This is a genomic window from Massilia alkalitolerans DSM 17462 (assembly GCF_000427785.1).
Classification (GTDB): Bacteria; Pseudomonadota; Gammaproteobacteria; order Burkholderiales; family Burkholderiaceae_D; genus Telluria; species Telluria alkalitolerans.
In genome coordinates this window covers 129,918-153,594 of record NZ_ATYR01000013.1, presented here as the reverse complement: position 1 = coordinate 153,594, position 23,677 = coordinate 129,918, and the positions used below count along the sequence as shown (strand labels likewise).

Genomic DNA, 23,677 nt, shown 5'->3' with positions numbered 1-23,677 from the left:
GATCTACTTCGCCGACCCGCACAGCCCTTGGCAGCGAGGGTCAAACGAGAACACCAATGGTCTGCTGCGCCAATATATGCCCAAGGGCTCGGACCTGTCGATCTACTCCCAAGACGAGCTCGATGCCATCGCGCTATCGCTCAACACGCGCCCTCGAGAAACGCTCGGATGGAAGACTCCACTCGCCGTTTATACCGAGCATATGGTTCGGCTACAATTGCAGGCCGATTCGATTCATTAATCCGGTGTTGCAGTTGGTTCTTGAGACCGCCCAGCTATACCGCGCAGCGCATCAATTTCACCAAGGCGTGAACGAAGGGCCTGCGGCCGATTTACATTGAGCATCTGATTAATGTTTTGTTATTGAAGCGACTGCAAATGACTGACTTCCCTTGCAGTTTGGACAATCAGAATACTAGCTGAGCTAAAGCTTCAGACCTAGCTATTTGTGATGCTTGTCCGACGAAGGCAACACTGTTGGTTCCCAACCTGCCGTCACGGCCACCCTTCATGTCTGAACGAAAAGCCACACTTGACAGGATAAAAGAACAATATGATCCTGCGTCAGCTTGGCGTAAGAAATCCGTAAGGAAACAAGCCCATCCTGCTTGACGGCGTGTCAATACTCAATGAAGGAGCAGTGCCCTCGAGCCAGAAGTTGTACGTGTACCGATTCATCTCGTAAAAAACCAAACAGGAGACAGACGATGAAGCAGCGTAACGACGATTCAAAGAAGCCAGCATCCACCCGCCGCAAGTTCCTCGGCACCGCAGCCGCCGGCACCGCCGGCGCCACCCTCGCGGTCCCGATGATCGCCACCGCCCAAACGCCGAAGCAGATGCGCTTCCAGAGTACCTGGCCCAGCAAGGACATCTTCCACGAATACGCCCTCGACTTCGCCAAGAAGGTCAACGACATGACCGGCGGCGAGCTGAAGATCGAGGTGCTGCCCGCCGGCGCCGTCGTTCCCGCCTTCGGCCTGCTCGACGCGGTCTCCAAGGGCACCCTTGACGGCGGCCACGGCGTCATGGGATACAACTACGGCAAGCAGAGCGCCATCGCGCTGTGGACCTCGGGCCCGGCCTTCGGCATGGACGCCAACATGGTGCTGGCCTGGCACAAGTACGGCGGCGGCAAGGCGCTGCTGGCGGAGCTGTACAACAGCATCGGCGCCAACGTCGTCTCCTTCCTCACCGGCCCGATGCCCACCCAGCCGCTGGGCTGGTTCAAGAAACCGGTCAGCAAGGTCGAAGACCTGAAGGGCCTGAAGTTCCGCACCAACGGCCTGGCGATCGACATGTTCACGGCCATGGGCGCGGCGGTCAACGCGCTGCCGGCCGGCGAGATCGTGCCGGCGATGGACCGCGGCCTGCTGGACGGCGCCGAATTCAACAACGCCAGCTCCGACCGGGTGCTCGGCTTCCCGGACGTGTCCAAGGTCTGCATGCTGCAAAGCTTCCACCAGAGCTCCGAGCAGTTCGAGGTCACCTTCAACAAGACCAAGTACAACGCGCTGCCTGCAAAAATGAAGGCGATCATCGAGAACGCCGTCGAGGCGGCCTCAAGCGACATGTCGTGGAAGGCGATCGACCGCTATTCCAAGGACTACGCCGGCATGCAGTCCCAGAACGGGGTCAAGTTCTACAAGACGCCGGACTCGGTGCTGCAGGCGCAGCTGGCCGTGTGGGACCAGGTGGTGGCCAAGAAGGGCGCCGACAATCCGCTGTTCAAGAAGGTCGAGGCCTCGATGCGCGCCTTTGCCGAACGCGCGATGAAGTGGGACATGGACACCAACAACCCGCGCCGCATGGCCTACAACCACTACTTCGGTCGCAGGGCGCCTGCCAAGAAGGTCTGAGCGACACCCATAGCCAATCATGTGCCCACCCTTCATGAAGAGGGGCGGGCTCTGTTCGTTCGACCGGAGCAGCTCCATGCGAAACGTCTTGTTTTTCGTCGACCGGGTCAGCAGCTGGGTGGGCCAGGCTTTCTCCTGGCTGATCGTCGCGCTCACCTTCCTCATCAGCTGGGAAGTCTTCGCGCGCTATGTCCTGAACACGCCCAACCCCTGGGCCTTCGACCTGATGATCATGATGTACGGCGCCGCCTTCATGATGGCGGGAGCCTACACGCTGGCCAAGAACGGCCACGTGCGCGGCGACGTGCTGTACAGCTTCTTCCCGCCGCGCCTGCAGGCCGGCCTCGACCTGATCCTGTACTTCGTCTTCTTCATCCCCGGCGTGGTGGCCCTGGTCTGGGCCGGCTATACCTACGCCGCCGAGTCGCTCGCCATCCGCGAGCACTCGACCCTCACCGCCAACGGCCCGCCGCTGTATCCCTTCAAGATGGTGATTCCCTTCGCCGGCGTCCTGCTCCTGCTGCAGGGTCTTGTCGAGATCGTGCGCTGCATCGTCTGCCTGCACAAGGGCGAATGGCCCGCGCGCGAGGCCGACGTCGAGGAGGTCGACGTCGACAAGCTCAAGGCCACCGTGAACGCACCAGGGGAGCGCACGCCATGAGGAAGGAAATCTGGTTCGGCCTGTCGATCCTGGTGGCGATCGTCATTGCCTTGTTCGTCCTGATGCCGGCACCAAGCGAGATGACCAACGGCCACCTGGGCCTGCTGATGCTGGCGCTGGTGGTGGTGGCCATCATGCTCGGCTTCCCCACCGCTTTTACCCTGATGGGCATGGGGGTGATGTTCGCCTGGTTCGCCTACCACAGCCAGAACCCCGACCAGGCGGTGCAGCAGACGCTCGACCTGATGGTGCAGCGGGCGTACTCGGTGATGGCCAACGACGTGCTTATTTCGATCCCGCTGTTCATCTTCATGGGCTACCTGGTGGAGCGCGCCAACCTGATCGAGCGGCTGTTCAAGAGCCTGCATCTGGCGATGGCGCGCGTGCCCGGCTCCCTGGCGGTGGCCACCATCGTCACCTGCGCGGTGTTCGCCACCGCCACCGGCATCGTCGGCGCCGTGGTCACGCTCATGGGCCTGCTGGCGATGCCGGCCATGCTCAAGGCGGGCTACAGCACCCAATTGACGGCAGGCTGCATCACCGCGGGCGGCTGCCTGGGCATCCTGATTCCGCCGTCGGTGCTCTTGATCGTCTACGGGGCGACGGCCGGGGTATCGGTGGTCCAGCTGTATGCGGGGGCCTTCTTCCCGGGGATCATGCTGGCGGCGCTGTATGTCGGCTACGTGCTGATCATCGCCAAGCTCAAGCCGGGCATGGCGCCGCCGCTGCCGGCATCCGAGCGGGTCGTCGCGCTGCCGGCCTTTACGCAGGCGATCCCCGGCGCCTACGGCAAGAGCGCGGTGCCGGCCCTGGTGCGTGCCTTCAAGGGCCGGCGCGCTGCCGATGTCCCGGGCCGCACCCTGGCGTCGAACCTGGCCGTCGCACTGCTGCCGGCACTGGCCTTTGCCGCCGTCATGGGCCTGAGCTACCGGATCGTCACCGCGCCGGATGCTCCCCAGACGGAACTGGTCGAGATGGGCGCGCAGCAGGAATTCGACAGCGCGGCAAGCGTCGAGGAGGGTGGCTTGCAGGAGCCGCCCGCCGAGGGAGAATTGGCCGAGCCGCCGGTGGAAGGGGAGGCGACGCCGCTCGCGGCAGCCGGCGCGACGCCTGTCGCGGCAAGCGCCGAAGCGGCCATCCCCGCGGCCGCGCCGGAGCCGGTGGCCAAGCCGGCGTCCAGGGCCTACTGGATCACGTTTGCCGTGGTGGCTGCGGCGCTGGCCATCTTCTACGTGTTCTTCAGCTTCGCGCGCCTCGAGATCTTCAAGATGCTGCTGGGCTCCTTGTTCCCGCTGGTGATCCTGATCCTGGCCGTGCTGGGCAGCATCGTGTTCGGCCTGGCCACGCCGACCGAGGCGGCGGCGATGGGCGCCTTCGGCGGCCTGATCCTGGCGATCGCCTACCGCCGCTTCAACTTCAACCTGCTGCGCGAGTCGGCCCACCTCACCACCAAGACCACGGCCATGGTCTGCTGGCTGTTCGTGGGGTCGAGCATCTTCTCGGCCGCGTTCGCGCTGCTGGGCGGGCAGGAGATCATCAACAACTGGGTACTGGGCATGGACCTGACGCCGGTGCAGTTCATGATCCTGGCCCAGGTGGTGATCTTCCTGCTCGGCTGGCCGCTGGAATGGACCGAGATCATCGTGATCTTCATGCCGATCTTCGTGCCGCTGCTGCAGCATTTCAATATCGATCCGCTGTTCTTCGGCCTGCTGGTGGCGATGAACCTGCAAACCGCCTTCCTGTCGCCGCCGGTGGCGATGTCGGCCTTCTATCTGAAGGGCGTGTCGCCGCCGCATGTGACGCTGAACCAGATTTTCCTGGGGATGCTGCCCTTCATGGGACTGCAGGTGCTGGGGATCATCCTGCTCTACACCTTCCCGGCGATCGGCATGTGGCTGCCGGAGGTGCTGTACAAATAAGCCTGGCAAGAGGGGGCGGTTCGGCAGGCCGCGCCCCTCATGTGGAATTTCTCCTGCGCCTTTGTCAAGTTATGCGTCGCATGAATGGCTGACATGCGGAACGCGAAGTTTCATTGCGGTGCAACATCGGTAATAATGGCGGCCTCTACCCAGCCGTACCTCCCACGTTTCCGGATCTTGCCACCACAAGTGCCATCTTCCGGCAGCGCTGACTCCCCCGACTTTGTACACGCATTGTGAGGAAAATGAAGCATCATCTCCTGCCCGGCTCGACTTCCTACCGATTTGACGGATGCGCCCCGCATGCGTCGGCGCATGTGTCGAGTACTGAGGTGGCGCGATGATGCAGGGCGCCCTGCAAACGCAGCCAGCCCAGGGCAAGAACGTGGCCTCGATCAAGCCGCACACCCTGTTCGACGACGTCTACGGCATTACCGTGGGCGTGCTGTTCGTCGCGATGGGCGTCCTGCTGCTGCAGGCCGCCGGCCTGATCACGGGCGGCGTGGCCGGCATCTCGTTGCTGACGTCTTACGTGTCCGGCTATTCGGTCGGCCTGCTGTTCATGCTCATCAACCTGCCGTTCTTCCTGTTCGGCTACCTGTTCATGGGCGCGCGCTTCACCATCAAGTCGCTCCTCGGCAGCATCCTGATCATGGCCCTGCTCAAGCTGATGCCGAGCGGCCTGGTGATCGGCCACGTCCATCCGATGGTCGCGGCCCTGGGCGGCGGCACCTTCTGCGGCATGGGCATCCTGGCGCTGGCGCGCCATGGCGCCGGCGTGGGCGGCACCGGCATCGTCACGCTGTGGCTGCAGAAGCGCTACGGCATCAATGCCGGCCGCACCCAGGTGGCGATCGACGCCGTGATCCTGCTGGCGGCGCTGGCCATCGTGTCGCCCGAACTGGTGGGCTGGTCCTCGCTGAGCGCGATCGCCATGAGCAGCATGGTCATGGCATGGCACCGCCCGGGCCGTTATTTCGGCAACTAAGACCGTAGCTAAAGCCATCTACGGCTGGTGCCAGCCGTATTCCCAGCGCCACGGCATGTCGGTCTCGCCCAGCACCCGCCGGGCGATCTCGGGATAGATCCGCTCGGCGCGCACGTCGTTGGCCAGCATGACCACGCAGCGCTGGCCGCGCTCCAGGCACAGCACCATGTTGCCGGTGCTGTCGTTGTGCCCACCCTTGAACCAGGCCGGCCCGCTGCGGTCGAGGAAGCTCACCACGCCCAGGCCCGCCGCCAGCGACTGCGGCCAGCTGGCCTGGGGCGCGGTGAGCGTCGGGAACTGGCTGGCGGAGCCGATCGGCAGCCAGGCCTGTACCAGCATGGCGCGCGCTGCCGCGCTCAATCCGTCTCCCCGTACGATACCCGCCCACAGGCGCGCCTGGTCCTCGATGGTGGTGTCCATCGAGCCCGCCGCGCTCGGGCGGCTGCGCTCGTCGTGCGCTTCCATCTTGCCGTCCAGGGTGTAGCCGTCGGCCAGGTTGTTGGCGAAATCCGCGCGCCACTGCATGCTGGTGTTGCGCATGCCGAAGCGGTCGAATACGCGGCGCTGCATTTCCCTGCCCGTGTCCAGGCCCAGGCCGCGCTCGACCACCAGCTGCAGGATATAAAAGCCTTCGCCCGAATAGGCGTAGCGGGCGCCCGGATCGAAGTGGAAGCGCAGCTTGCGGTCCGGCTCCAGCCAGCGGAAGTTGGCGAAGCCGGACGAATGCGTGAGCAGGATGCGCGGCGTCAGCCGGCGCCAGCGTTCGTCGTGCGCGAGGTCGGAGAAATCCCATGGCTGCTTGTCGTAGGCGGGCAGGGGCTGCGGCAGCAGAGCGGGCAAGGGCGCGTCGAGGTCGAGCCTTCCCTCGTCCACCAGCTGCAGCAGCATGTAGGCAAAGGCGGCCTTGGTGAGCGAGGCGCCATACATCACCGTCTGCGGCGTGAGCGGCAGGTCACGTTCGACGTTGCGCTTGCCGTAGGCCTGCACGCTGACGACCCGGCCGCGGGCTATGGTCGCCAGCGCCAGTCCCTGCACGTACTCGCGCGCCATCAGGCTGCGTACTTCATCGTCGGAGATGGGGGCAAGCGAAGGCGCGGCCGCGCATCCCGAGAGCAGGCAGGCCAAGGCGCACAGTGCTGTTTTCATCGGTGCTCCCGAAATGGTCATGGGCGCGCTCATGCTACACCGGCAGGGCCCGCCTGTGGTCGGCGCGGCGTTCATACGAACGGAACGTGCTTTTTTGTTGCGTTGCCGCAAAAAATTGACCGATCGCCAATAAATGATGCCGATATGTATTTAATTATTGTTAGGAAACTAGTTACAATAGTCGGCTATTTGAATCACATCGCAATCATTCGTCCATGAGCGGCATCTTCGGAAAAATGCGTTTGTCCAGCCTGATGACCCTGGCCGTCTGTGCCACGGTCGCGCTGACGGTTGCGCTGCAGCTGGCGCTGGTGAACCATTTTGCAGTGCGTCAGGCGCGCGAAGAGGCCCAGCTGCGCCTGCAGCAGCTCTCCTGGCAGATGCGCGATTCGCTCAACCGCGTGATCGAGCAGGCGACCCGCGACACCCGCCTGCTGGCCGAACTGCCGCAGGTGCGTTATTCGAGCGATGCCGACGCGACCCGCGGAGTACTCGAAAGCCTGCAGCGCAGCTTCCCCGACTACGCCTGGATCGGTATCGCCGACCTGGACGGCAAGGTGGTGGCCTCGACCGGCCGCATGCTGGAGGGCGCCAACGTCGGCAAGCGTCCCTGGTTCACCGCCGGCATGCGCGGCGTGGTGGCCACCGACTACCATCCCGCCTTGCTGCTCGAGAAGATCCTGCCGCGCAAGCCCGACCCCTGGCGTTTCGTCGACGCCTCCGGCCCGATCGTCGATGCCGGCGGCAAGCCGGTCGCCGTGCTCGGCCTGCACCTGAGCTGGGAATGGGCGCGCAGCCATGCGCGCACGCTGCTCACGCCGGCGCTGCGCGAGTACGGCGCCGAGATCTTCGTGATCCGCGACGACGGCACCGTCATGCTTGGCCCGGCGCCGCTGGTCGAAACCAGGGTGGACACCACCAGCCTGCGCCTGGCGCAGAAGGGGCAGACCGGATCGCTGCGCGAGGTCTGGCCGGACGGGCGCGCCTACCTCACCGGCTACAGCCAGACCGGCGACATGCTCGATCCGGCCTCGCCGCGCTGGAGCGTGCTGGTGCGCCAGACCGAGGGCCGGGCGCTGGCGGGCGCGGAGGACCTGAAGGGGCGCATGCTCGGCTGGAGCGCGCTGCTGGCGCTGGCGCTGGCCGGCGCCGCGGCGCTGATGGCGCGCCACCTGGTGCGGCCGATGGCAGAGCTGCGCGAGGCGATCGAAGGAATCACCGCGGCCACGCGAAGCGGCAAGGAGCCGCCGCCGATCCCGCCGGTGGAAGGCTTCCTCGAGACCCAGATCCTGTCGCGCACGATGCGCGAACTGGTGCAGAGCGAGATCGCGCACCGCAAGGCGCTGCTGGCCCTGAACGAGCGCCTCGAGCTGGCGGTGGCCGAGCGCACCGCCGAACTGCAGGCGCTCCTGCGGCGCGACGTGCTCACCGGCCTGCCGAACCGGCGCGCGCTGCTGGAGGCGCTGCCCGAGGCGATGAGCCGCGCGCGCCGCGTGGGCCGTCCGTGCGCGCTGCTGTTCCTCGACATGGACGGCTTCAAGGCGGTCAACGACAACCACGGACACGAGGAGGGCGACGAGCTGCTGCGCCAGTTCGGCGAGCGCCTGGCGCAGGGCGTGCGCAAAACCGACATGGTGGCGCGCCTGGCCGGCGACGAATTCGTCGTGGTGCTGGAGATGCTGGCCGACGCGCTGCACGCCGAAGACACCGCGCACAAGCTGCTCGAACGCCTCAAGGAACCGTACGTGCTGCGCAGCGCCACCGTGGCGGTCGGCGCCAGCATCGGCATCGCGCTGCACCGGCCGGAAGACCCGGCGGACGTCGACGCCTGGCTGGCGCGCGCCGACCATGCGATGTATGCGGTCAAGCGCACCGGCAAGAACGGCATCGCACTCGCGGCCGAGGTCTGATACTGCTACCATCGCCCGCATGTCCGAAATCACCCAACTCATCGCCACCCTCAAGCGCGAACTCAAGCAGCAGGGCAAGACCTACCGCGACGTCGCCGAAGCCCTCGACCTGTCCGAGCCGAGCGTCAAGCGCCTGTTCGCCACCGAGCAGTTCACGCTCGAGCGCCTGGTCGAGATCTGCGGCTTGCTGGGCCTGACGCTGGCCGAGCTGGCGCAGGAAGCAGGGCAGGGCCATCAGCGGCTGCGTACCTTGAATCCGGCGCAGGAACGTGAGCTGGTCTCCGATGCGCGCCTGCTCCTGGTGGCGGTGTGCGCGCTGAACCACTGGACCATGGCCCAAATGCTGCAGGCCTACCGCCTGAGCGAAGCCGAATGCGTGCAGCTGCTGCTGCGCCTCGACCGGCTGGCGCTGATCACGCTCCTGCCGGGCAACCGCATCCGCCTGAACGTGGCGCGCGACTTCGACTGGCTGCCGGGCGGGCCGATCCGCCGGTACTTCCGCGAGCAGGGCATGCCTGAATTCATCGACAGCGCCTTCGGGCAGCCTGGCGACGCGCTCGACTTCGTGCACGGCATGCTGACCGAGAGTGCACACGCCAAGCTGCAGGGCGAGCTGCGGCAGTTGCGCGCGCGCTTCGCGCAGCTGCACGAGGAAAGCCTGGCCGCGCCGCTGCCGCAGCGCCGCGGCACCGGCTTGCTGCTGGCCTTGCGCGAGTGGGAGCCGGCGGCGTTCGCCGGCTTGCGGCGCTAGCCGCGACGGGCACCCCGCGCGCCTACTTCGCGGGCGCCGACACCCGGTACTCCCACGCGCCCAGCGTCGCCTTGTGCGCGGCGCCGGGGAGCGCATACTGCTGCTGCGTTCCGGACAGGTTCACCGTCACCGCCACCGCATTCCCATCCTTTTCGCGCCTGAACGCAAACACCTTGTCGTTCCCGGTCTCCAGCACCCGCATGGTCCCGCCATACTGTCCGTTCCACAGCGCCGGGTTGTCATGCTTGAGCTTGAGCAGCCAGGTGTACAGCGCTTCGTTGGGATGCTCCCGCCACCCGATCGGGTCCTTCTCGAAGAACTCCAGGCGCTTGTCCAGCCCCGCTTCCTGCCCGCCGTAGATCAGGGGCATGCCGGGCAGCGTCGCCGCCAACACCGCCATCGCCTGGAAGGCCGGTCCGTAATGTTCCGGGTCGCTGCCGTGCCAGGAATTCTCGTCGTGGTTGCTGGTGAAGCGCATGCGGTAGGCGTGCTCCGGGTAGGCCACCGGCGGCTTCTCGAACAGGGTGCGCAGCGCTCGCGCATCGGCCTTGCCCTTGGCGATCTCCTTGAAGACGCCCAGGGTATCCCAGCCATACGTCATGTCGAATGCGCGCGTGTGCAGCTCCGGCTGCCAGGCCTCGGCCAGCATGAACACCGGCTTGATCCGCTCCAACTCGACACGCAATTGTTCCCAGAAGGCGGTCGGCACCTTGGCCGCCACGTCGCAACGGAAGCCGTCGATGCCGGTCTCGCGCACCCAGAACGCCATTGCCTCGGTCATCCCTTTCCACAGGCCGGGCTGTTTCCAGTCGAGGCCGGTGACGTCGGTCCAGTACTCTGGTTCCGCTCCCTCGGTATAGGTCACCGGGAACAGTTCGCCCTTGGCGTCCTTCAGGTACCAGTCCTTGTGCTGGACCGTCCACGGGTTGTCGAAGGCCGTGTGGTTGGCCACCCAGTCGATGATGACGCGCATGCCGAGTCCTTGCGCCTGTTTCACGAGGCGCTTGAAGTCGTCCATGCTGCCGAATTCCGGATTCACTGCCGTGTAGTCGCGCACCGCGTAGTAGCTTCCGAGCGTGCCCTTGCGGTTCTTGGCGCCGATGGGGTGGACCGGCATCAGCCACAGGATGTCCACGCCCATCCTGCGCAATCGCGGCAGGTGCTGCGCGAATGCATTGAACGTGCCTTCCTTCGTGTATTGCCGGATGTTCACTTCATAAATGTTGGCGCTGCGCGACCACGCCACGTGGCTCATCGGCGCCGCGGCCGGCTGCTGGGCCTGTACGGGAAGCGGGCTGAAGGCGGCGCTGAAGGCCACGGCAAAAATCGGCAGCGCGCGGACAACAAATGACGTGGGTCTCCTCCGGTTTTGTGAAAGCCTCTTGTGCCCACTCATTCTACGGTGTAGAACCTTAAGCAAGCGGGAAAGTTCGGCTCAGAAGTGCACGTATGGACGAAGCTGTTTTATGTGAGGTAGTAGACAGATCAGTTCGTCAAAGAAGGCAATGATGGCATCAGAGAGGGAATGACGCCATGAAGATGTCAATCGTCGCATGCGCCGTGCTCGGAGCGAGCGCGGCGTGCGCCTCGGCCGAGAACGCGGCTGCTCCCGACGGGAGCACCGGTGCGCGCGGGGCGCTGAAGGAGGTCAGGGAAGCCGGCTGCGGCAAGGGCTGCGCGGCGCCGTCCGCGGACAGCGCCGGCTCCGGCCGCACGGGCGAGGCGCCGGCAATTTTCATGCTGGAAACCGCGCACGAGGCGCAGCAGCGGCGCACGGGCGAAGCCCAGCTGCTGAGCGCGGGCCGCCAGTACAACCTCGATTTTCGTACGCTGAGCGACGTCGGCGATCCGTTCCACGGCGGCCTGGCCGGCAGCGGCAGCGGCGCTGAGGACGCGCGCCGCAGCAGCGACAGCGTCATCTACCAGGGCCGCTTCAATGGCTTCACGGCCGGATCGTCCTGGGGCAAGGGCGACATCGACGGCTCGCCCTCGGGCCGCGCCTGGGGCATGACGGTCGGCTTCAAGGCCGGCCCGATCACGATCCGCGCGGCGCACCAGAACCGCAACGTGGCCAAGGTCACCCGCATCAATCCGGTCGACATCAGCATGGCCGCGAAGAATTCCATCATCGCCGCCAACATGCGCTTCGACTGGGGCACCGCCTACGCGGCCTACAGCGCCAACCGCGGCTGGGGCAGCTCGCCACTGTTCAACCCGGACAATCCCTACGGCGCCGGCATTACCAGCACGCCGTCCACCGACAGCCGCGACGTGCTGGCCGGGGTGGCCGTGCCGGTCAGCCATGCGACCACCCTGCTGGCTTCCTACATCCGCAAGAACGACCGCGACCCGGCCAACCGCGACGCGCGCCAGATCGCGGTCGGGGCGACCTATGCGATCTCGCGCAAGCTGGACTTCTATGCCGCGTATTCGCACATCCAGCAGCAGAGCGGCATCCGTAACGCCAACGTGCGTCATGGCGGCGGCGGGGCGATCAACCTCGGAATGCGGCGGGCATTTTAAGCGTGTGCGCGGCGACGCGATGTTGCAAAAAACGTTAGCCTGTCTCCATGGCTAAACCACCTTTTGGAGGCAACATGACAGGCGCAAGCACACTTGATCCGGACAACTTCCCGGAACGTCCAGACCGTAGTCTCGGCAAGGGACACGGCATCGATTCCCTCGGCCCGAGCGACATTTCCGACACCGGCAGCGACGTGGTCGGCGGCCCCGGCTTTGCCGACGCGCTCGACCCCGAGCAGACGCTCGAATTCGACCACGGCACCACCTCGGACATGGAAGAAAGCCACGCCGGCGGCACTGCCGGTCCGGATGTCGGCGACGCCGACTTCTCGGGCGATAGCGACATGGGCGGCACCGGCGAGCGCGCCGCGGCCGGGCGCGACAACGTCGGCAAGGACGGCGCCGACATCGACACCGACCAGATCGTGTCCATCCCCGACCTGCCGCTGACCGAGGAGGACACCGACTTCTTAACGACCAAACCGCCGCGAGAGGCTGAAGGCGGCTAACAGCGCACCGCCGCCCACCAGGGCGGTCATCAAGGGCGAGGAGCGCAGGCTGGTCCTGGTGTACAGGCTGCGCTCATGGACGTTTTGCGGCATGCCCTGGCGCTGGCGCAGTTCGGTCGACTCATCCGGCTTGTAGAGGGCGTCGCGGCGGTTCGGCGCGGTGGGACGGTCCGATTTTTGCTGCTTGAACATGCTGGCGTTCATGTAGCGGTCGAACAGCGCCGGCATCAGCTTGGAGCCGGCCGCGATCATCTTCGAGGCGCCGCCCGCGTAGGCGTCGCGCTTCGGATTCTCGGCGCAGTACAGGATGGCGTCGGCCACCACTTCCGGCGCGTAGATCGGCGGCGGCAGGGCCGGTTCCTTGTCCATGTAGTTGCGCGCGTGGACCGCGAACATGGTGTCGATCGCGGCCGGGCGCACCAGCGTGACCGCCAGCGGCGCGCCTTCCTTTTCCACTTCCATGCGCAGCGCATCGGTGAAGCCCTTCACCGCATGTTTCGAGGCCGCGTACATGCCCTGCATCGGGATGGCGCGTTCCGACACTTCGCTGCCGACGTTGATGATGGCGCCGCCGCCGCGGTGCTTCATGCGCCGTACCGCTTCCAGCGAACCGTTGACGGTGCCCCAGAAGTTGGTCTGGAACAGGCGATGGTGGTCTTCCGGCTTGACTTCTTCCAGCCGGCCGAACACCGAGATGCCGGCATTGTTGACCCAGGTGTCGATGCGGCCGAAGCGCGCGATGGCCTTCTCGCCGATCTTCTCGACGTCCGCAATGTTGCCGACGTCGGCGGCCACGGTCTCGACCATGGCGCCGCGGCTGCGCAACTCGTCCGCCAGTTCGTCGAGGGCGTCCTTGCTGCGCGCGGCCAGCACCAGACGGGCGCCGCGTGCGGCGGCCATGCGGGCGGTGGTCAGGCCGATGCCGCTGGTGGCGCCGGTGATGACCATGACCTGATCGTGGAGTTTCCTGAGTCTGATTGCCATGACGTACGTCCTTTTCAAGTGGGTGAAGAGGACTGTCCGCGGCGCTCGGCCGCAGGACAGGCCGTTAATGAACGGCCACCATGCTAGCCCGGCTGGGTAATTTGGCGTTTTCGCTTGCCTTGAAGATATTTTCTTCCTAGAGTGTCGGCGACTCCAACGAACCGCGAACATGACCGCATATCCCTCTCCTTCGACTCCGGAACCCCTGCACATCGTCTGCCCACCGTCGAGGAAGCCCCCGATGATCGCCGTGTCCTGCGCCGGCCTGGCCATGCTGGCGTTCATGGCGCTTCAGCTGTTCAACGGCCCGCCGGAACGTTTTTCCTGGTTCAAGGTATGGGTGCTGGTGCTGATGGCGACTTTCTTGTATGCGATTCTGCATCGCAACCTCTTCGTGCGGGACGAGCTCCTGGTCTATCGCGACAAGGCCGAAGCGTGGGCGCTCGAAGATGAGGACGTGCTGGCGCTGGTCGCAGGCCGCGTGCGCGCGGTGCGCGTCGCGCCAATGCCGGCGCTGGGCTCGTACTCTGCCGAGGGCAAGGAGATTGCGATGGGAATCGGGAACGGATTGATCGAGATCGAAACCCTTGATGGCACCTACCGCTTCGGCGCCGGGCTCGACGAGGATATCGCCAGGGTCAGGGCCAGGCAGATTGCCGCCTATTGCGGCCTGCAGGAATCCGGTCCGATGTGGAAGGCCGCGACAGCCTAGACTTGAAAGGAAAGGGCGCCGTCCCGCGGCGCCCGCTGGTAGAGCCAGGCCCTGCTTATTTGCCCGGCGCGTAGATCTGGTCGAACAGCCCGCCATCCGCGAAGTGTGCCTTCTGCGCCTGCGCCCAGCCACCCAGCTCGGTGATCGGGAACAGCTTCACGTTCGGGAACTGCGAGGCATACTTCTTGGCGAACTTGTCCACCGCCGGACGGTAGTAGTTCTTGGCGACGATGTCCTGTGCTTCATCGGTGTACAGGAACTCGAGGTAGGCCTGCGCCACCTTGCGGGTGCCTTTCTTGTCGACGTTCTTGTCGACCACGGCCACCGGCGGTTCGGCCAGGATGCTGATCGACGGCGCCACGATCTCGAACTTGTCCGGACCGAGCTCGCGCAGGGCCAGCAGGGCTTCGTTTTCCCAGGCCAGCAGCACGTCGCCGATGCCGCGTTCGACAAAAGTGGTGGTAGCGCCGCGCGCGCCCGAGTCGAGCACCGGCACGTTCTTGTACAGCTTGGCCAGGTAATCCTTGGCGGTGGCAGGGGAGCCGCCCGGCTGGCGCAGCGCGTAGCCGTAGGCCGCCAGGTGATTCCAGCGCGCGCCGCCCGAGGTCTTCGGGTTCGGCGTGATCACCGCCACGCCCGGCTTGACGAGGTCGCCCCAGTCGCGGATCTTTTTCGGATTACCCTTGCGCACCAGGAACACGATGGTTGAGGTGTAGGGCGAGCTGCGGTAAGCCAGGCGCTTCTGCCAGTCGGGCGCAATCAATCCTTTTTCGCTGATAGCATCGATGTCGTAAGCCAGCGCCAGCGTGACGACGTCGGCCGACAGGCCGTCGATAACGGCGCGCGCCTGCTTGCCCGAACCGCCGTGCGATTGCTTGACCGTGACCTTGTCGCCGGTCTTCGCCTTCCATTGGCGGGCGAAGGCGGCATCGATGTCCTGGTACAGCTCGCGGGTCGGGTCGTAGGACACGTTGAGCAGGGTGACGTCGGCAGCGAAGACCGTCGCCGGGGTCACGAGCGGCGCCGCCAGGGTGAGGGCAGCCAGCGAATGCAGGAAGGTTTTGCGAAGCATGTTGTTCTTTCAGAGGGCAGTTTGGAGCCTTCAGCTTACGGCTCAGTTCCCCCTGAAGGAACGAATTTATTCGCTTAACAATATGCGGTTTTTTAATGCGCCTTCGACAGGATGAGCAGCCAGCGCTTGAAGATCAGGATTTCCAGATGACCCGCCTCGATGCCGGTATCGCATTCGATGATCGGGTTCACCGCGTAGAAGCGCTTGCGGAAATCACGGGTGATCAGGAGTTCGCGACGGCCGAGACGGACCATAAAAGGGACAGGTGCATATTCCAGGCCGAAGTTGTTGTTCAGAGTGGTCATGGTGTTTCCTTTTATTAAAATCGTTGAAGTGAGTAAAGAATATCATAACCACTGTATAAATCCACAGGTACTGGGTGGATATACAGTAAATTTTTATTGTTGTGGTTTTTTCGCCAAGACCCCACATATGGAAGCTCATCCGCGAAAACACCCGAACCAGGCATGACGAACCAGATTCTTCCCCGACTCCACCGCTTTGCGGCCGCCCGTTTTTCCGCCGAAGGGGAGTACGGCCTGCACCTGACCGCCGGCGTGGCGATGCTCCTGCTGGCGACCGCGATCTTTGCGCACATGGCCGGCGCCGTGGTCGCCGGCGCCCCGATCACCCAGCTCGATGTCGAAGTGGCCAACTGGCTGCACGCCCACGCGCGCGCCAACGAGGGCCTGCGCGCCTTCCTGATGGTCGTCACCCACATGCACAGCACGCCCGGCATCCTGGCCATGGCCCTGCTGGCCGGCATCTGGCTGTACCGGCGCGGACACCGCTACTGGACGCTGGCGCTGGTCGCCAGCGTGCCGGGCGGCCAGATCCTCAACGTGCTGCTAAAGCACACCTTCGAGCGCGCGCGGCCGCATTTCGTCGAGCCCTTGCTGGAACTGAGTACCTACAGCTTCCCCAGCGGCCATGCGATGGGTGCGACGGTGCTGTACGGCTTCCTCGCCTGCTATGCGGCACGCCAGGCGCGTTCCTGGTGGGGCAGGGTGCTGCCCTTCGTGCTGGCGCTGGCCATGGTGGCGACGGTCGCGTTCTCGAGAATGTATCTTGGAGTCCATTATTTGTCCGACGTGCTGGCTGCGGCGGCCGAGGGTTGCGGCTGGCTGGCGATCTGCATCACCGGCGCCGCCACCTTCAACCGGCGCCGCCGGGCGCGCGAGCGGCTTGCCGGCCGGCCGGTGGCGCCGCAGGACATCTGAATAGAAGACCAACCCGGGGAAAAGGATGCGCACTCTCGTACACCTGTCGGACCTGCATTTCGGCCGCGTTGATCACAGCCTGCTGGCGCCATTGGGTGAACTGATCGAACGGATCGCCCCGGACGTGCTGGTGGTCTCGGGCGACCTGACCCAGCGCGCCAGGCCGGAACAGTTCGAAGAGGCGCGCGCCTATCTCGACACGCTGCCGGGCCCGCAGATCATCGTGCCGGGCAACCATGACATCTCGCTGTACAACGTGTTCCACCGCTTCGTGAAGCCGCTTGCGCGCTACCGGCGCTACATCACCGACGATCTGGATCCCTTCTACCTCGACGAGGAGATTGCCGTGGTGGGCGTCAACACGGCGCGTTCCTTCACCATCAAGGACGGCAAGGTCAGCCGCGACCAGCTAGCCGTGGTGCGCCAGCAGCTGGCGGACGTCCCGCCGGACGTCACGCGCATCATCGTGGCCCACCATCCCTTCGACTTGCCCGACCACTTCGAGGAACGCGACCTGGTGAACCGGGCGCCGCGCGCCATGCAGGCATTCTCCGAGTGCGGGGTGGACATCCTGATGGGCGGGCACATGCACGCCAGCCACGCGGGCAGCACGGCGGCGCGCTACCAGCTGAGCGAGTACGCGGCGCTGGTGGTGCAGGCCGGGACGGCCACCTCGACCCGGGGGCGGGGCGAGGTGAACTCGTTCAATGTGCTGCGGGTGGAGGCGCAGAAGGTCGAGATCGACCGCTACGGCTGGGACGTGGTGCACGGCCACTTCGAGGTGATGGCCACCGAGAAGTTCATGCGCACGGGCAGTGTGTGGACGCCGCACATCGATGGCCTGATGGCGGCGGGGCTGTGATGAACATCAGATCCAGTACTCGGCCAGCCGCCCGATGAATTCGCGCAGGCGGTCCTTCCACGGCCGGTCGCGCCACTGGTCCAGCGTGACTTCCTTGGAGCTGCGCAGGTCTTCGTTGAAGGCGGCTTCCATGTCCTTGCCGAAGGCCGGGTCCAGCACCACCACGTTCAGCTCGTAGTTGTGGATGAAGCTGCGGCGGTCGATGTTGGCCGAGCCGATGGTCGACCAGATCCCGTCGATCACCGCCGTCTTTGCGTGCAGCACCGCCACCTGCAGCTGGTAGATCTTGACGCCGCCCGCCAGCAGTTCGTCGTAGAAGGCCTGGCCGGCATACATGATCAGGTCATGGTCGGACACGCCCGGCAACACCAGCTTCACGTCCACGCCGCGCTTGGCCGCCGCGACCAGCGAATCGACGATCTGCCGGTCCGGCACGAAATAGGCCGAGGTGATGTGGATCGACTTCTTGGCCTCGTTCATGGCCACCATCAGCGACTTGTAGATTTCCGAATCGCGGTCCGGCGAGGTGGCCAGCACCCGCATCACCTTGTCGCCGGCCGGGGCCAGGCGCGGGAAGTATTCGGCGGGCGGCAGCTCGCCGGCATCCTGGTGCACCCAGTTGTCGATGAAGGCGTACTGCAGCGCGGCCACCGCCGGGCCTTCGATCCGGATGTGGGTGTCGCGCCAGCCGACCTGCTCGGCATCGACCGTCTCGGGCTTCTTGCGCGAGCGGAACAGCGAACTGTTGGCATAGGTCTCGCTGATGTTGATGCCGCCGGTGAACCCGATGCGGCCGTCCACCACCATGATCTTGCGGTGGTCGCGGTTGTTCAGCTGCCAGGCGCCGGGGCGCTGCAGCGGATTGACCGGGTTGAAGATCACCACGTTGACGCCGGCGCCGCGCAGGCGCTCGAAGAACTCCTTGGGAGTTGCCAGGGTGCCGACGCCGTCGGCGATGATGTTGACGATCACGCCCTGGCGCCGCTTTTCCATCAGCAGTTCGGCGAACTGCATGCCGATCGGGTCGCGATCGAAGATGTAGGTCTCGAGGTTGATCGAGGATGTGGCGTCGCGCGCCGCGGCCATCATTTCGCGCATGGTGGCGGGGCCGTCGAACAGCAGCGTCACCTTGTTGCCGGGGATGAGCGGCGCACCGGTGGCCTGTTCTTCCAGCACCGCCAGCTGCTTGAGGTCGGGCGAGGCATTGGCCCAGCGCTTGCGCAGCAGCTGGGCTGCCTGTTTGTTGTCCAGCATGCCGCGCGGCGTGGCCACCGCCGGCGTCGCCTTGGCCGGATCCGCGGGTAGGGACTCGGCATCGGGCAGCGACTTGCACGAAGCGACCACGCAGACGAAAGCCAGGAAGGCCAGGAAGGAAGTCAGGCGCTTGTTGTTCATTTCGTGTCCCTCATGATGAGTTCACTGCTGGAGTCGCGGCTGATCGGCTGCTGCTTGGGGCCGAGGAAGAAATCGATGGGCGCGGCGATCAGGTGGCGGCCCAGCGCCTGGATCAGCAGGATGCCGCGCTTGAAGCGGATCTTGCGGGCGCGCATCGCCACCCACAAGGCCAGGCCGAAGCTGACCAGCAGGTTGACCGCGCCGATCAGCAGCACGCCGGAGGCGGCATTGACCACCACCTCGAGCGGCACGTGGTAATCCAGGCCGACGAGGGCGGTGGCCAGGTTTGCGGTCGAGAAGGTGACGTGGCGGATGTCGAGGGGCAGGCCGAGCAGGAAGCCGATCGTGCCGGTCATCCCGAGCATCAAGCCGAAGAAGAAGTTACCCATCAGGCCTCCCAGGTTATCCTCGATATAGCCAGCGAAGCGGCCGAGGCGCTCCTCGCCCAGCAGGCGGCGCAGGCGGCGCAGCTGGCGCACGCGCTGGCCCATGCGGGTGTACAGCGCCTTGTTGTCGTAGTAGCCCGAGATCAGGCCCGCCAGGAACAGCCAGACGCCGGCGATCGCCGCATAGAACAGGGCCAGGCTGTGGACCGGATCGATGTCCATCAGCAGGTGGTGCGCCTTGACCGGGTCGACGATGTGGTTGCCGTTGATCGCCTTGTAGCCGATCGCGATCGCCCAGGCCACCGGGAAGGCCAGCAGCACGTTGCCGAGCACGGCTACTATCTGGGTACGGAAGACCTTGGTGACAAGGTCCGCCAGGCTGTCCACGTCCAGCCCGCGTCCGTTGTCGGCGCGCTGCAGCGAGGCGGCGATGTGCTGCGCGGTCATGGCCGGCTGCTTGGTCGCCACCGTGAAGTGCAGGATGTAGATGAGGATGAAGCCCAGCGAGTAGTTCATGCTGAACAGGAAGGCCTCGACCAGGGGCGCGGTGTGCAGGTAGCCCAGCATGATCTTGAACATGGCCATGAAGCCGACGATGAAGCCGGCGCCCGAGGCCGCCACGAACATGTGGCGCAGGTCGCGCCGGGTTTCGGCGATGTAGTGTTCGCCGGTGCGGCTGGCGTTCTCGGTGACGTTGCGGGCCAGCAGGTCGACGTTGTCGCGCAGCAGGCCGCGAACACGGTACTTGGCGTTGTGCGCCGCGATCAGTTCTTCCGCCAGCGCCACGGCCGCCAGGCGGCGGCCGCTCGCTTCCGGTCGCTCCGGGTTGGCGGCGCGGCTGGCCACCGCCACCAGGTCCACGCTCGGCGCGCTCGGCAACGAGCCGCTGAGGTCCACCAGGTAGAGCAGCTTGTGCAGCCGGTCGATGCTCTGGTGCAAGGCCACCAGCAGGTAGGTCAGCGCCACGCTGGTGCCGGTCGACTGGGCGCCGCGGCGGATCTTGAGCACCACCTCTTCGCACTGGTCGAGCATCACCAGCAGGTGGCGCGCGTCTTCCGGCTGTTCGATCTTGCCGTCCAGGTAGCGCGCGTATTCGTCGAGGTAGCGGTTGACCTCGATGTTCTGCATCAGGAAGGGCGAGTCGAAATCCTCGATCTCGCTGTAGCTGTGGATCAGGCGCGGCTCCAGGCCCAGGGCGCAGATGCGGCAGGACAGGGTGCGGATCGCGTCCAGCAGGCCCATCAGGGTGACGTAGCGGGCCCGGTCCGGGGTCGCATCCTGCGGGGGCGGGGCGTTGGCGATGACGTCGAACAGCTCCATCCAGTCGGCGGTCGGCACCATGCAGATCCACTGGTGGTCGTCCTCGTCGTACAGCACCTGGTCGAGCGCGTCCGACAGGTACAGGTCGTTGAGCGCCGGCGGCAGGAAGCGGTAGGTGACGCGCCGCTTCAGTTCGGTGACGAAACCATCGTTCGAGAGGATGCCGATGTCGCTGTACAGGCTGGTATGGCGGCGCCGTTCCAGCATGGTCGTGAGGTAGCGCCGCAGCGCCCAGGCCTGCGACGGATTGCCCTTGAGCAGCTGGGTTAGCGTGCGCACGTTTTGCGCCGGATCGTCCGCCTTTTGCCAGACCCAGCGATTACGCGGGCGCAGGCAATCGACCAGGTCGACCAGCAGGTCGATGTGGTCGCTGTCGGGGTTGATCCGTTCGAGAATGGCGAGCATGGGCAATGTTGATACTGGAAAGCCATAGTGTACGCGAGGCAAAGCCACTTCATGGTTCGCCACCGAACAATGAACCCGCTGAAAGCGTTACACTGACGGGCTGTATCAATGTAAATCGAGGCATGCATGTACCTGACTTATTTCAACGGACAATGGACTGAAGGAAATGTGCCGCTGTACGGCGCGATGGACCACAGCCTGTGGCTGGGCTCCTCCGTCTTCGACGGCGCGCGCGCCATGCGCGGCAAGCTGCCCGACCTGCGCCCGCACCTGGAGCGCGTGATCGCATCGAGCGAGAAGCTGGGCCTGCGCTGCCCTTTGAGCGTGGACGAGATGGAAACCCTGGTGCGCGAAGGCGTGGCCAAGTTCCCGCCTGACGCCGAGCTGTATATCCGCCCGCTGGTGTTCGGCACCGAGGGCTTCCTGATCCCGGTGGCCGAGGCCAGCCAGTTCGCCCTGACGATCTTCGACGCGCCGCTGCCGCCGTTCACCGGCTTCTCGAGCTGCCTGTCGACCCTGCGTCGCCCGCAGCCGGACATGGCGCCGACCGACGCCAAGGCCTCGGCCCTGTATGCCAACTCGACCCGCGCCATGCGCGAGGCCAAGGCCCGCGGCTTCGACCAGGCGATCATGCTCGACGCCGACGGCAATGTCGCCGAGTTCGCGTCCTCGAACCTGTTCATCGTGGCCGAGGATGGCGCTGTGGTGACGCCGAAGCTGAACGGCACCTTCCTGGCCGGCATCACCCGCGCGCGCGTGATCGCGCTGCTGGCGTCGGAGGGCGTGCACGTGGAAGAGCGCAGCGTGGCGCCGGAGGAGCTGATGTCGGCGCGCGAGATCTTCAGTACCGGCAACTACGGCAAGGTGACGCCGTGCACCCGCTACGAGGACCGCACGCTCGAAGCCGGCCCGGTGGCGCGCCGTGCCCGCGAGCTGTACCTGGCGTTTACCGAAACCACCTGAATTGTAGGGTGGACGGCATAGCCGTCCACCCTACGATCGCTGCAACTCCTCGCGCAGGAACTGCAGCAGGATCACCGTCTTGGCGTCGACGATGCCGCCTTCCTTCACCTGCCTGAAGGCCTCCATGACGTCCATCTCGAGGACTTCGATATCCTCGCCTTCCTCTTGCTTGCCGCCCCCTATACCCTTGCGGTCGCGCTCCCCGTATTCGCCCAGGAAGCAATGCACCGTTTCCGTCAACGACGAGGGGTTCGGCAAGAATTCGATCACCTTGCGCAGCCCGTGGCCGCGAAAGCCGGTTTCCTCGCACAGCTCGGCGCGTCCCTGCTCGGCCGGGTCGGCGTCGTCCAGGTTGCCGGCCGGGACTTCGATCATGAAGCCGTCGCGGCCGGCCAGGTACGCGCCGATCCGAAACTGGCGCGTGAGCAGGACCGTGCCCTTGTCGCGGTTGTAGAGCAGTACGGCGGTGCCGCCGTTGTTGGCATAGACCTCGCGGGTTTCTTCCCGCTCGCTGCCGTCGCGGCGGCGCTGAATGAAAGTAACTTTCCTGAGCTCGCAGTAATCGTCGGCCAGGGTTTCCTGTTTGAGGATGCGGATGGGGTCGTCGTCGTGCATGGAGGGCTCCGGATACGCTGGCGGACGACTATAGCGCCCCCGGAGAATTGCCAGCGCCGGGTAAGCGGCTGGCATGAAAAAAGCCGCCGGGCTCTCGCCGGGCGGCTTTCGTTCAAGCTGGCCGTTCGATCAGAACGTGTAGCTTGCCAGACAAAAACGGAACTCAGCCCTGTGCGCGCTCGGCGACGTAGATCTCTACGCGGCGGTTGCGTGCGCGGCTCGACGCATCGCTGTTCGATGCGATCGGCTCGCGCGAGCCGCGGCCTTCGATGGTGATGCGGCCCGGATTCACGCCGCGGGCGGCCAGGTAGTCGCGGGTGCGGGCGGCGCGGTCGACCGACAGCGGCTGGTTGATCGCATCGGTGCCGGTATTGTCGGTATGGCCGATGATGACCACGGTGGTGCCCGGGTTTTCCTGCAGCGTGGAAGCGAAGCGGTTCAGCACCGGCTGGAAGTTCGACTTGATGTCGGAACGGCCGGTATCGAACGAGACGTCGCTCGGGATGTCGAGCTTCAGGCGGTTGTCGGCGGTCTGGCTGACCTGCACGCCGGTGCCCTGGGTGGCCTGTTCCATGGCCTGTTTCTGTGCTTCCATGCGCTTGGACCAGATGTTGCCGATCACCGCGCCGGCAGCGGCGCCGATCGCCGCGCCGCCCGCGGCGCGCTTGCCGCCGCCGCCGCTGGTGCTGGCGCCGACGATGCCGCCCAGGGCCGCGCCGATGCCGGCGCCCTGTGCGGTGCCGCGCTGGGTCGCGCTCATGTCGGCACAGCCGGTAGCGGTAAAGGCCACGAGGGAAGCGGCGATCACGGATTTAGTCAGTTTGTTCTGCATGGTGGTTCTCCTTAACAAAAAATCCGCTTCGCGGTCATGCTTGCCGAGGCAAGCCTGCAGGCATGACTGAGAAGCGGATTGGTCTTACAAAAAATTTTTTAACAACTAACAACTATATACCTCGTCCACTGATCAGGCGCACCAGGATCATGATCACGGCGACGACCAGCAGGATATGGATGAAGCCGCCGATGGTGTACGAAGTCACCAGTCCGAGCAGCCACAGGACAATCAGAATCACGGCTATTGTATACAACATAATGTTGCTCCTTCCAGAAATCACGCGCTTCGGCGTCGTGAATCCAGTATGGCGCCGCTTACTGCTGGCCTCTGTACGATGGCGTACTTACTGCGAAAATCAAAACTCTCAGGAAATCAGGCGTGGCCATTTTCCTTGCGCAAGCCCGGAATCCAGCCCATGAAACCGAGCAGGCCGGTGACCCCGATCAGGCAGGTGACCAGGCCACCCGCCACCAGGAACAGCACGTCCTGCGGCTGGAGTCCGCCCGCCGCCGCTTCGGCCGGCGGATGCGCCGACAACAGGCCGAACGCTGCCACGATCATCCCCCAAATGATAATGCCGATCCATGCCATGCTGTTCATGATGCTTCCCCCTGAAATGGTTATTTTTTGCACCGCACG

The 23,677-nt window shown here is 65.1% G+C and carries 24 protein-coding genes; 13 read left to right on the top strand and 11 right to left on the bottom strand.

Annotated features, from left to right (window positions below; all coding sequences use genetic code 11):
* The 5 genes from YWC_RS0115145 to YWC_RS0115125 all read left to right on the top strand — a co-directional run.
* The coding region (locus tag YWC_RS0115145; protein WP_027866142.1) for an IS30 family transposase at positions 1-241 on the top strand (241 nt) is incomplete at its 5' end.
* A 466-nt stretch (positions 242-707) separates the two neighbouring features.
* A complete protein-coding gene (locus YWC_RS0115140; RefSeq protein ID WP_027866141.1) occupies positions 708-1,859 on the top strand; it encodes a TRAP transporter substrate-binding protein in 1,152 nt (383 codons plus the stop codon).
* Between the two features lie 76 nt (positions 1,860-1,935).
* The gene (locus YWC_RS29520; protein WP_036214465.1) at positions 1,936-2,520 is read left to right on the top strand and encodes a TRAP transporter small permease subunit; all 585 of its coding nucleotides are present in this window, start codon (positions 1,936-1,938) and stop codon (positions 2,518-2,520) included.
* A complete protein-coding gene (locus YWC_RS0115130; RefSeq protein WP_027866140.1) occupies positions 2,517-4,442 on the top strand; it encodes a TRAP transporter large permease in 1,926 nt (641 codons plus the stop codon). Before YWC_RS29520 ends, YWC_RS0115130 begins: the two co-directional genes overlap by 4 nt.
* A 340-nt stretch (positions 4,443-4,782) precedes the next feature.
* The gene (locus tag YWC_RS0115125) at positions 4,783-5,430 is read left to right on the top strand and encodes a YitT family protein (protein WP_027866139.1); all 648 of its coding nucleotides are present in this window, start codon (positions 4,783-4,785) and stop codon (positions 5,428-5,430) included.
* An 18-nt stretch (positions 5,431-5,448) separates the two neighbouring features.
* On the opposite strand, the gene YWC_RS0115120 is transcribed toward YWC_RS0115125, so the two are convergent.
* Entirely contained in the window at positions 5,449-6,576 is a 1,128-nt protein-coding gene (locus YWC_RS0115120) for a serine hydrolase domain-containing protein (RefSeq protein WP_027866138.1), read from the bottom strand.
* A 215-nt stretch (positions 6,577-6,791) separates the two neighbouring features.
* Between YWC_RS0115120 and YWC_RS0115115 the strand changes: the two genes are divergently transcribed.
* Both YWC_RS0115115 and YWC_RS0115110 read left to right on the top strand, forming a co-directional pair.
* Positions 6,792-8,486 (top strand): sensor domain-containing diguanylate cyclase, encoded by a 1,695-nt coding sequence (locus YWC_RS0115115; RefSeq protein WP_027866137.1) that lies wholly within the window; start codon positions 6,792-6,794, stop codon positions 8,484-8,486.
* 19 nt (positions 8,487-8,505) lie between these two features.
* Positions 8,506-9,237, top strand: a complete 732-nt coding sequence (locus tag YWC_RS0115110) for a helix-turn-helix domain-containing protein (RefSeq protein ID WP_027866136.1) — start codon at positions 8,506-8,508, stop codon at positions 9,235-9,237.
* A 22-nt stretch (positions 9,238-9,259) separates the two neighbouring features.
* Here YWC_RS0115110 and YWC_RS0115105 read toward each other — a convergent pair whose 3' ends face one another.
* On the bottom strand, positions 9,260-10,555 hold the full coding sequence (locus tag YWC_RS0115105) for an alpha-amylase family glycosyl hydrolase (RefSeq protein WP_229413114.1): 1,296 nt from the start codon (positions 10,553-10,555) through the stop codon (positions 9,260-9,262).
* 215 nt (positions 10,556-10,770) lie between these two features.
* Between YWC_RS0115105 and YWC_RS0115100 the strand changes: the two genes are divergently transcribed.
* On the top strand, positions 10,771-11,760 hold the full coding sequence (locus YWC_RS0115100; RefSeq protein WP_027866134.1) for a porin: 990 nt from the start codon (positions 10,771-10,773) through the stop codon (positions 11,758-11,760).
* 74 nt (positions 11,761-11,834) lie between these two features.
* Positions 11,835-12,269 (top strand): hypothetical protein, encoded by a 435-nt coding sequence (locus YWC_RS0115095; RefSeq protein WP_027866133.1) that lies wholly within the window; start codon positions 11,835-11,837, stop codon positions 12,267-12,269.
* Here YWC_RS0115095 and YWC_RS0115090 read toward each other — a convergent pair.
* On the bottom strand, positions 12,231-13,253 hold the full coding sequence (locus YWC_RS0115090; RefSeq protein WP_027866132.1) for an SDR family oxidoreductase: 1,023 nt from the start codon (positions 13,251-13,253) through the stop codon (positions 12,231-12,233). The two genes, YWC_RS0115095 and YWC_RS0115090, sit on opposite strands and share 39 nt — an antisense overlap.
* A gap of 241 nt (positions 13,254-13,494) precedes the next feature.
* Between YWC_RS0115090 and YWC_RS0115085 the strand changes: the two genes are divergently transcribed.
* Positions 13,495-13,965: a hypothetical protein gene (locus YWC_RS0115085; RefSeq protein ID WP_027866131.1), complete on the top strand. Its 471-nt coding sequence runs from the start codon at positions 13,495-13,497 to the stop codon at positions 13,963-13,965.
* Between the two features lie 55 nt (positions 13,966-14,020).
* Here YWC_RS0115085 and YWC_RS0115080 read toward each other — a convergent pair whose 3' ends face one another.
* Together YWC_RS0115080 and YWC_RS0115075 are read right to left on the bottom strand one after the other, a co-directional pair.
* Positions 14,021-15,037 carry a sulfate ABC transporter substrate-binding protein gene (locus YWC_RS0115080; RefSeq protein ID WP_027866130.1) on the bottom strand — a complete coding sequence of 339 codons (1,017 nt, stop codon included), beginning with the start codon at positions 15,035-15,037 and terminating at the stop codon, positions 14,021-14,023.
* 92 nt (positions 15,038-15,129) lie between these two features.
* Entirely contained in the window at positions 15,130-15,342 is a 213-nt protein-coding gene (locus YWC_RS0115075; protein ID WP_027866129.1) for a hypothetical protein, read from the bottom strand.
* Positions 15,343-15,504: 162 nt separating this feature from the next.
* Between YWC_RS0115075 and YWC_RS0115070 the strand changes: the two genes are divergently transcribed.
* Positions 15,505-16,257, top strand: coding sequence for a phosphatase PAP2 family protein (locus YWC_RS0115070; protein ID WP_027866128.1), 753 nt, complete (start codon positions 15,505-15,507; stop codon positions 16,255-16,257).
* Between the two features lie 25 nt (positions 16,258-16,282).
* Positions 16,283-17,119, top strand: coding sequence for a metallophosphoesterase family protein (locus tag YWC_RS0115065; RefSeq protein ID WP_027866127.1), 837 nt, complete (start codon positions 16,283-16,285; stop codon positions 17,117-17,119).
* A gap of 6 nt (positions 17,120-17,125) precedes the next feature.
* Here YWC_RS0115065 and cls read toward each other — a convergent pair whose 3' ends face one another.
* On the bottom strand, positions 17,126-18,514 hold the full coding sequence (cls, locus tag YWC_RS0115060; RefSeq protein ID WP_027866126.1) for a cardiolipin synthase: 1,389 nt from the start codon (positions 18,512-18,514) through the stop codon (positions 17,126-17,128).
* Complete coding sequence (locus tag YWC_RS29515; RefSeq protein ID WP_036214462.1) at positions 18,511-20,625, bottom strand: site-specific recombinase; 2,115 nt, start codon at positions 20,623-20,625, stop codon at positions 18,511-18,513. The genes cls and YWC_RS29515 overlap by 4 nt, the downstream gene beginning before the upstream one ends.
* 126 nt (positions 20,626-20,751) lie before the next feature.
* Here YWC_RS29515 and YWC_RS0115050 point away from each other — a divergent pair, with 126 nt between their 5' ends.
* A complete protein-coding gene (locus tag YWC_RS0115050; protein WP_027866125.1) occupies positions 20,752-21,588 on the top strand; it encodes a branched-chain amino acid aminotransferase in 837 nt (278 codons plus the stop codon).
* Between the two features lie 30 nt (positions 21,589-21,618).
* Here YWC_RS0115050 and YWC_RS0115045 read toward each other — a convergent pair whose 3' ends face one another.
* The 4 genes from YWC_RS0115045 to YWC_RS0115030 all read right to left on the bottom strand — a co-directional run bounded on the left by YWC_RS0115045 (position 21,619) and on the right by YWC_RS0115030 (position 23,638).
* Positions 21,619-22,203, bottom strand: coding sequence for an NUDIX hydrolase (locus tag YWC_RS0115045; protein WP_027866124.1), 585 nt, complete (start codon positions 22,201-22,203; stop codon positions 21,619-21,621).
* Positions 22,204-22,366: 163 nt separating this feature from the next.
* Positions 22,367-23,035 (bottom strand): YiaD family glycine zipper/OmpA-like lipoprotein, encoded by a 669-nt coding sequence (locus YWC_RS0115040; RefSeq protein ID WP_027866123.1) that lies wholly within the window; start codon positions 23,033-23,035, stop codon positions 22,367-22,369.
* Between the two features lie 112 nt (positions 23,036-23,147).
* Complete coding sequence (locus YWC_RS32830; RefSeq protein WP_020652694.1) at positions 23,148-23,294, bottom strand: lmo0937 family membrane protein; 147 nt, start codon at positions 23,292-23,294, stop codon at positions 23,148-23,150.
* Positions 23,295-23,410: 116 nt separating this feature from the next.
* Positions 23,411-23,638, bottom strand: a complete 228-nt coding sequence (locus tag YWC_RS0115030) for a hypothetical protein (RefSeq protein WP_027866122.1) — start codon at positions 23,636-23,638, stop codon at positions 23,411-23,413.
* Positions 23,639-23,677 lie beyond the last annotated feature (39 nt).

What these genes read in the sequence shown, in the direction of transcription:
- YWC_RS0115090 (WP_027866132.1), bottom strand. Translation starts at nt 13,253, where the DNA reads ATGGCAATCAGACTCAGGAAACTCCACGATCAGGTCATGGTCATCACC.
- YWC_RS0115115 (WP_027866137.1), top strand. Translation starts at nt 6,792, where the DNA reads ATGAGCGGCATCTTCGGAAAAATGCGTTTGTCCAGCCTGATGACCCTG.
- YWC_RS0115120 (WP_027866138.1), bottom strand. Translation starts at nt 6,576, where the DNA reads ATGAAAACAGCACTGTGCGCCTTGGCCTGCCTGCTCTCGGGATGCGCG.
- YWC_RS0115050 (WP_027866125.1), top strand. Translation starts at nt 20,752, where the DNA reads ATGTACCTGACTTATTTCAACGGACAATGGACTGAAGGAAATGTGCCG.
- YWC_RS0115130 (WP_027866140.1), top strand. Translation starts at nt 2,517, where the DNA reads ATGAGGAAGGAAATCTGGTTCGGCCTGTCGATCCTGGTGGCGATCGTC.
- YWC_RS0115065 (WP_027866127.1), top strand. Translation starts at nt 16,283, where the DNA reads ATGCGCACTCTCGTACACCTGTCGGACCTGCATTTCGGCCGCGTTGAT.
- YWC_RS0115095 (WP_027866133.1), top strand. Translation starts at nt 11,835, where the DNA reads ATGACAGGCGCAAGCACACTTGATCCGGACAACTTCCCGGAACGTCCA.
- YWC_RS0115110 (WP_027866136.1), top strand. Translation starts at nt 8,506, where the DNA reads ATGTCCGAAATCACCCAACTCATCGCCACCCTCAAGCGCGAACTCAAG.
- cls (WP_027866126.1), bottom strand. Translation starts at nt 18,514, where the DNA reads ATGAACAACAAGCGCCTGACTTCCTTCCTGGCCTTCCTGGCTTTCGTC.
- YWC_RS0115080 (WP_027866130.1), bottom strand. Translation starts at nt 15,037, where the DNA reads ATGCTTCGCAAAACCTTCCTGCATTCGCTGGCTGCCCTCACCCTGGCG.
- YWC_RS0115100 (WP_027866134.1), top strand. Translation starts at nt 10,771, where the DNA reads ATGAAGATGTCAATCGTCGCATGCGCCGTGCTCGGAGCGAGCGCGGCG.
- YWC_RS32830 (WP_020652694.1), bottom strand. Translation starts at nt 23,294, where the DNA reads ATGTTGTATACAATAGCCGTGATTCTGATTGTCCTGTGGCTGCTCGGA.
- YWC_RS0115070 (WP_027866128.1), top strand. Translation starts at nt 15,505, where the DNA reads ATGACGAACCAGATTCTTCCCCGACTCCACCGCTTTGCGGCCGCCCGT.
- YWC_RS29520 (WP_036214465.1), top strand. Translation starts at nt 1,936, where the DNA reads ATGCGAAACGTCTTGTTTTTCGTCGACCGGGTCAGCAGCTGGGTGGGC.
- YWC_RS0115085 (WP_027866131.1), top strand. Translation starts at nt 13,495, where the DNA reads ATGATCGCCGTGTCCTGCGCCGGCCTGGCCATGCTGGCGTTCATGGCG.
- YWC_RS0115045 (WP_027866124.1), bottom strand. Translation starts at nt 22,203, where the DNA reads ATGCACGACGACGACCCCATCCGCATCCTCAAACAGGAAACCCTGGCC.
- YWC_RS0115075 (WP_027866129.1), bottom strand. Translation starts at nt 15,342, where the DNA reads ATGACCACTCTGAACAACAACTTCGGCCTGGAATATGCACCTGTCCCT.
- YWC_RS0115030 (WP_027866122.1), bottom strand. Translation starts at nt 23,638, where the DNA reads ATGAACAGCATGGCATGGATCGGCATTATCATTTGGGGGATGATCGTG.
- YWC_RS0115040 (WP_027866123.1), bottom strand. Translation starts at nt 23,035, where the DNA reads ATGCAGAACAAACTGACTAAATCCGTGATCGCCGCTTCCCTCGTGGCC.
- YWC_RS29515 (WP_036214462.1), bottom strand. Translation starts at nt 20,625, where the DNA reads ATGCTCGCCATTCTCGAACGGATCAACCCCGACAGCGACCACATCGAC.
- YWC_RS0115125 (WP_027866139.1), top strand. Translation starts at nt 4,783, where the DNA reads ATGATGCAGGGCGCCCTGCAAACGCAGCCAGCCCAGGGCAAGAACGTG.
- YWC_RS0115140 (WP_027866141.1), top strand. Translation starts at nt 708, where the DNA reads ATGAAGCAGCGTAACGACGATTCAAAGAAGCCAGCATCCACCCGCCGC.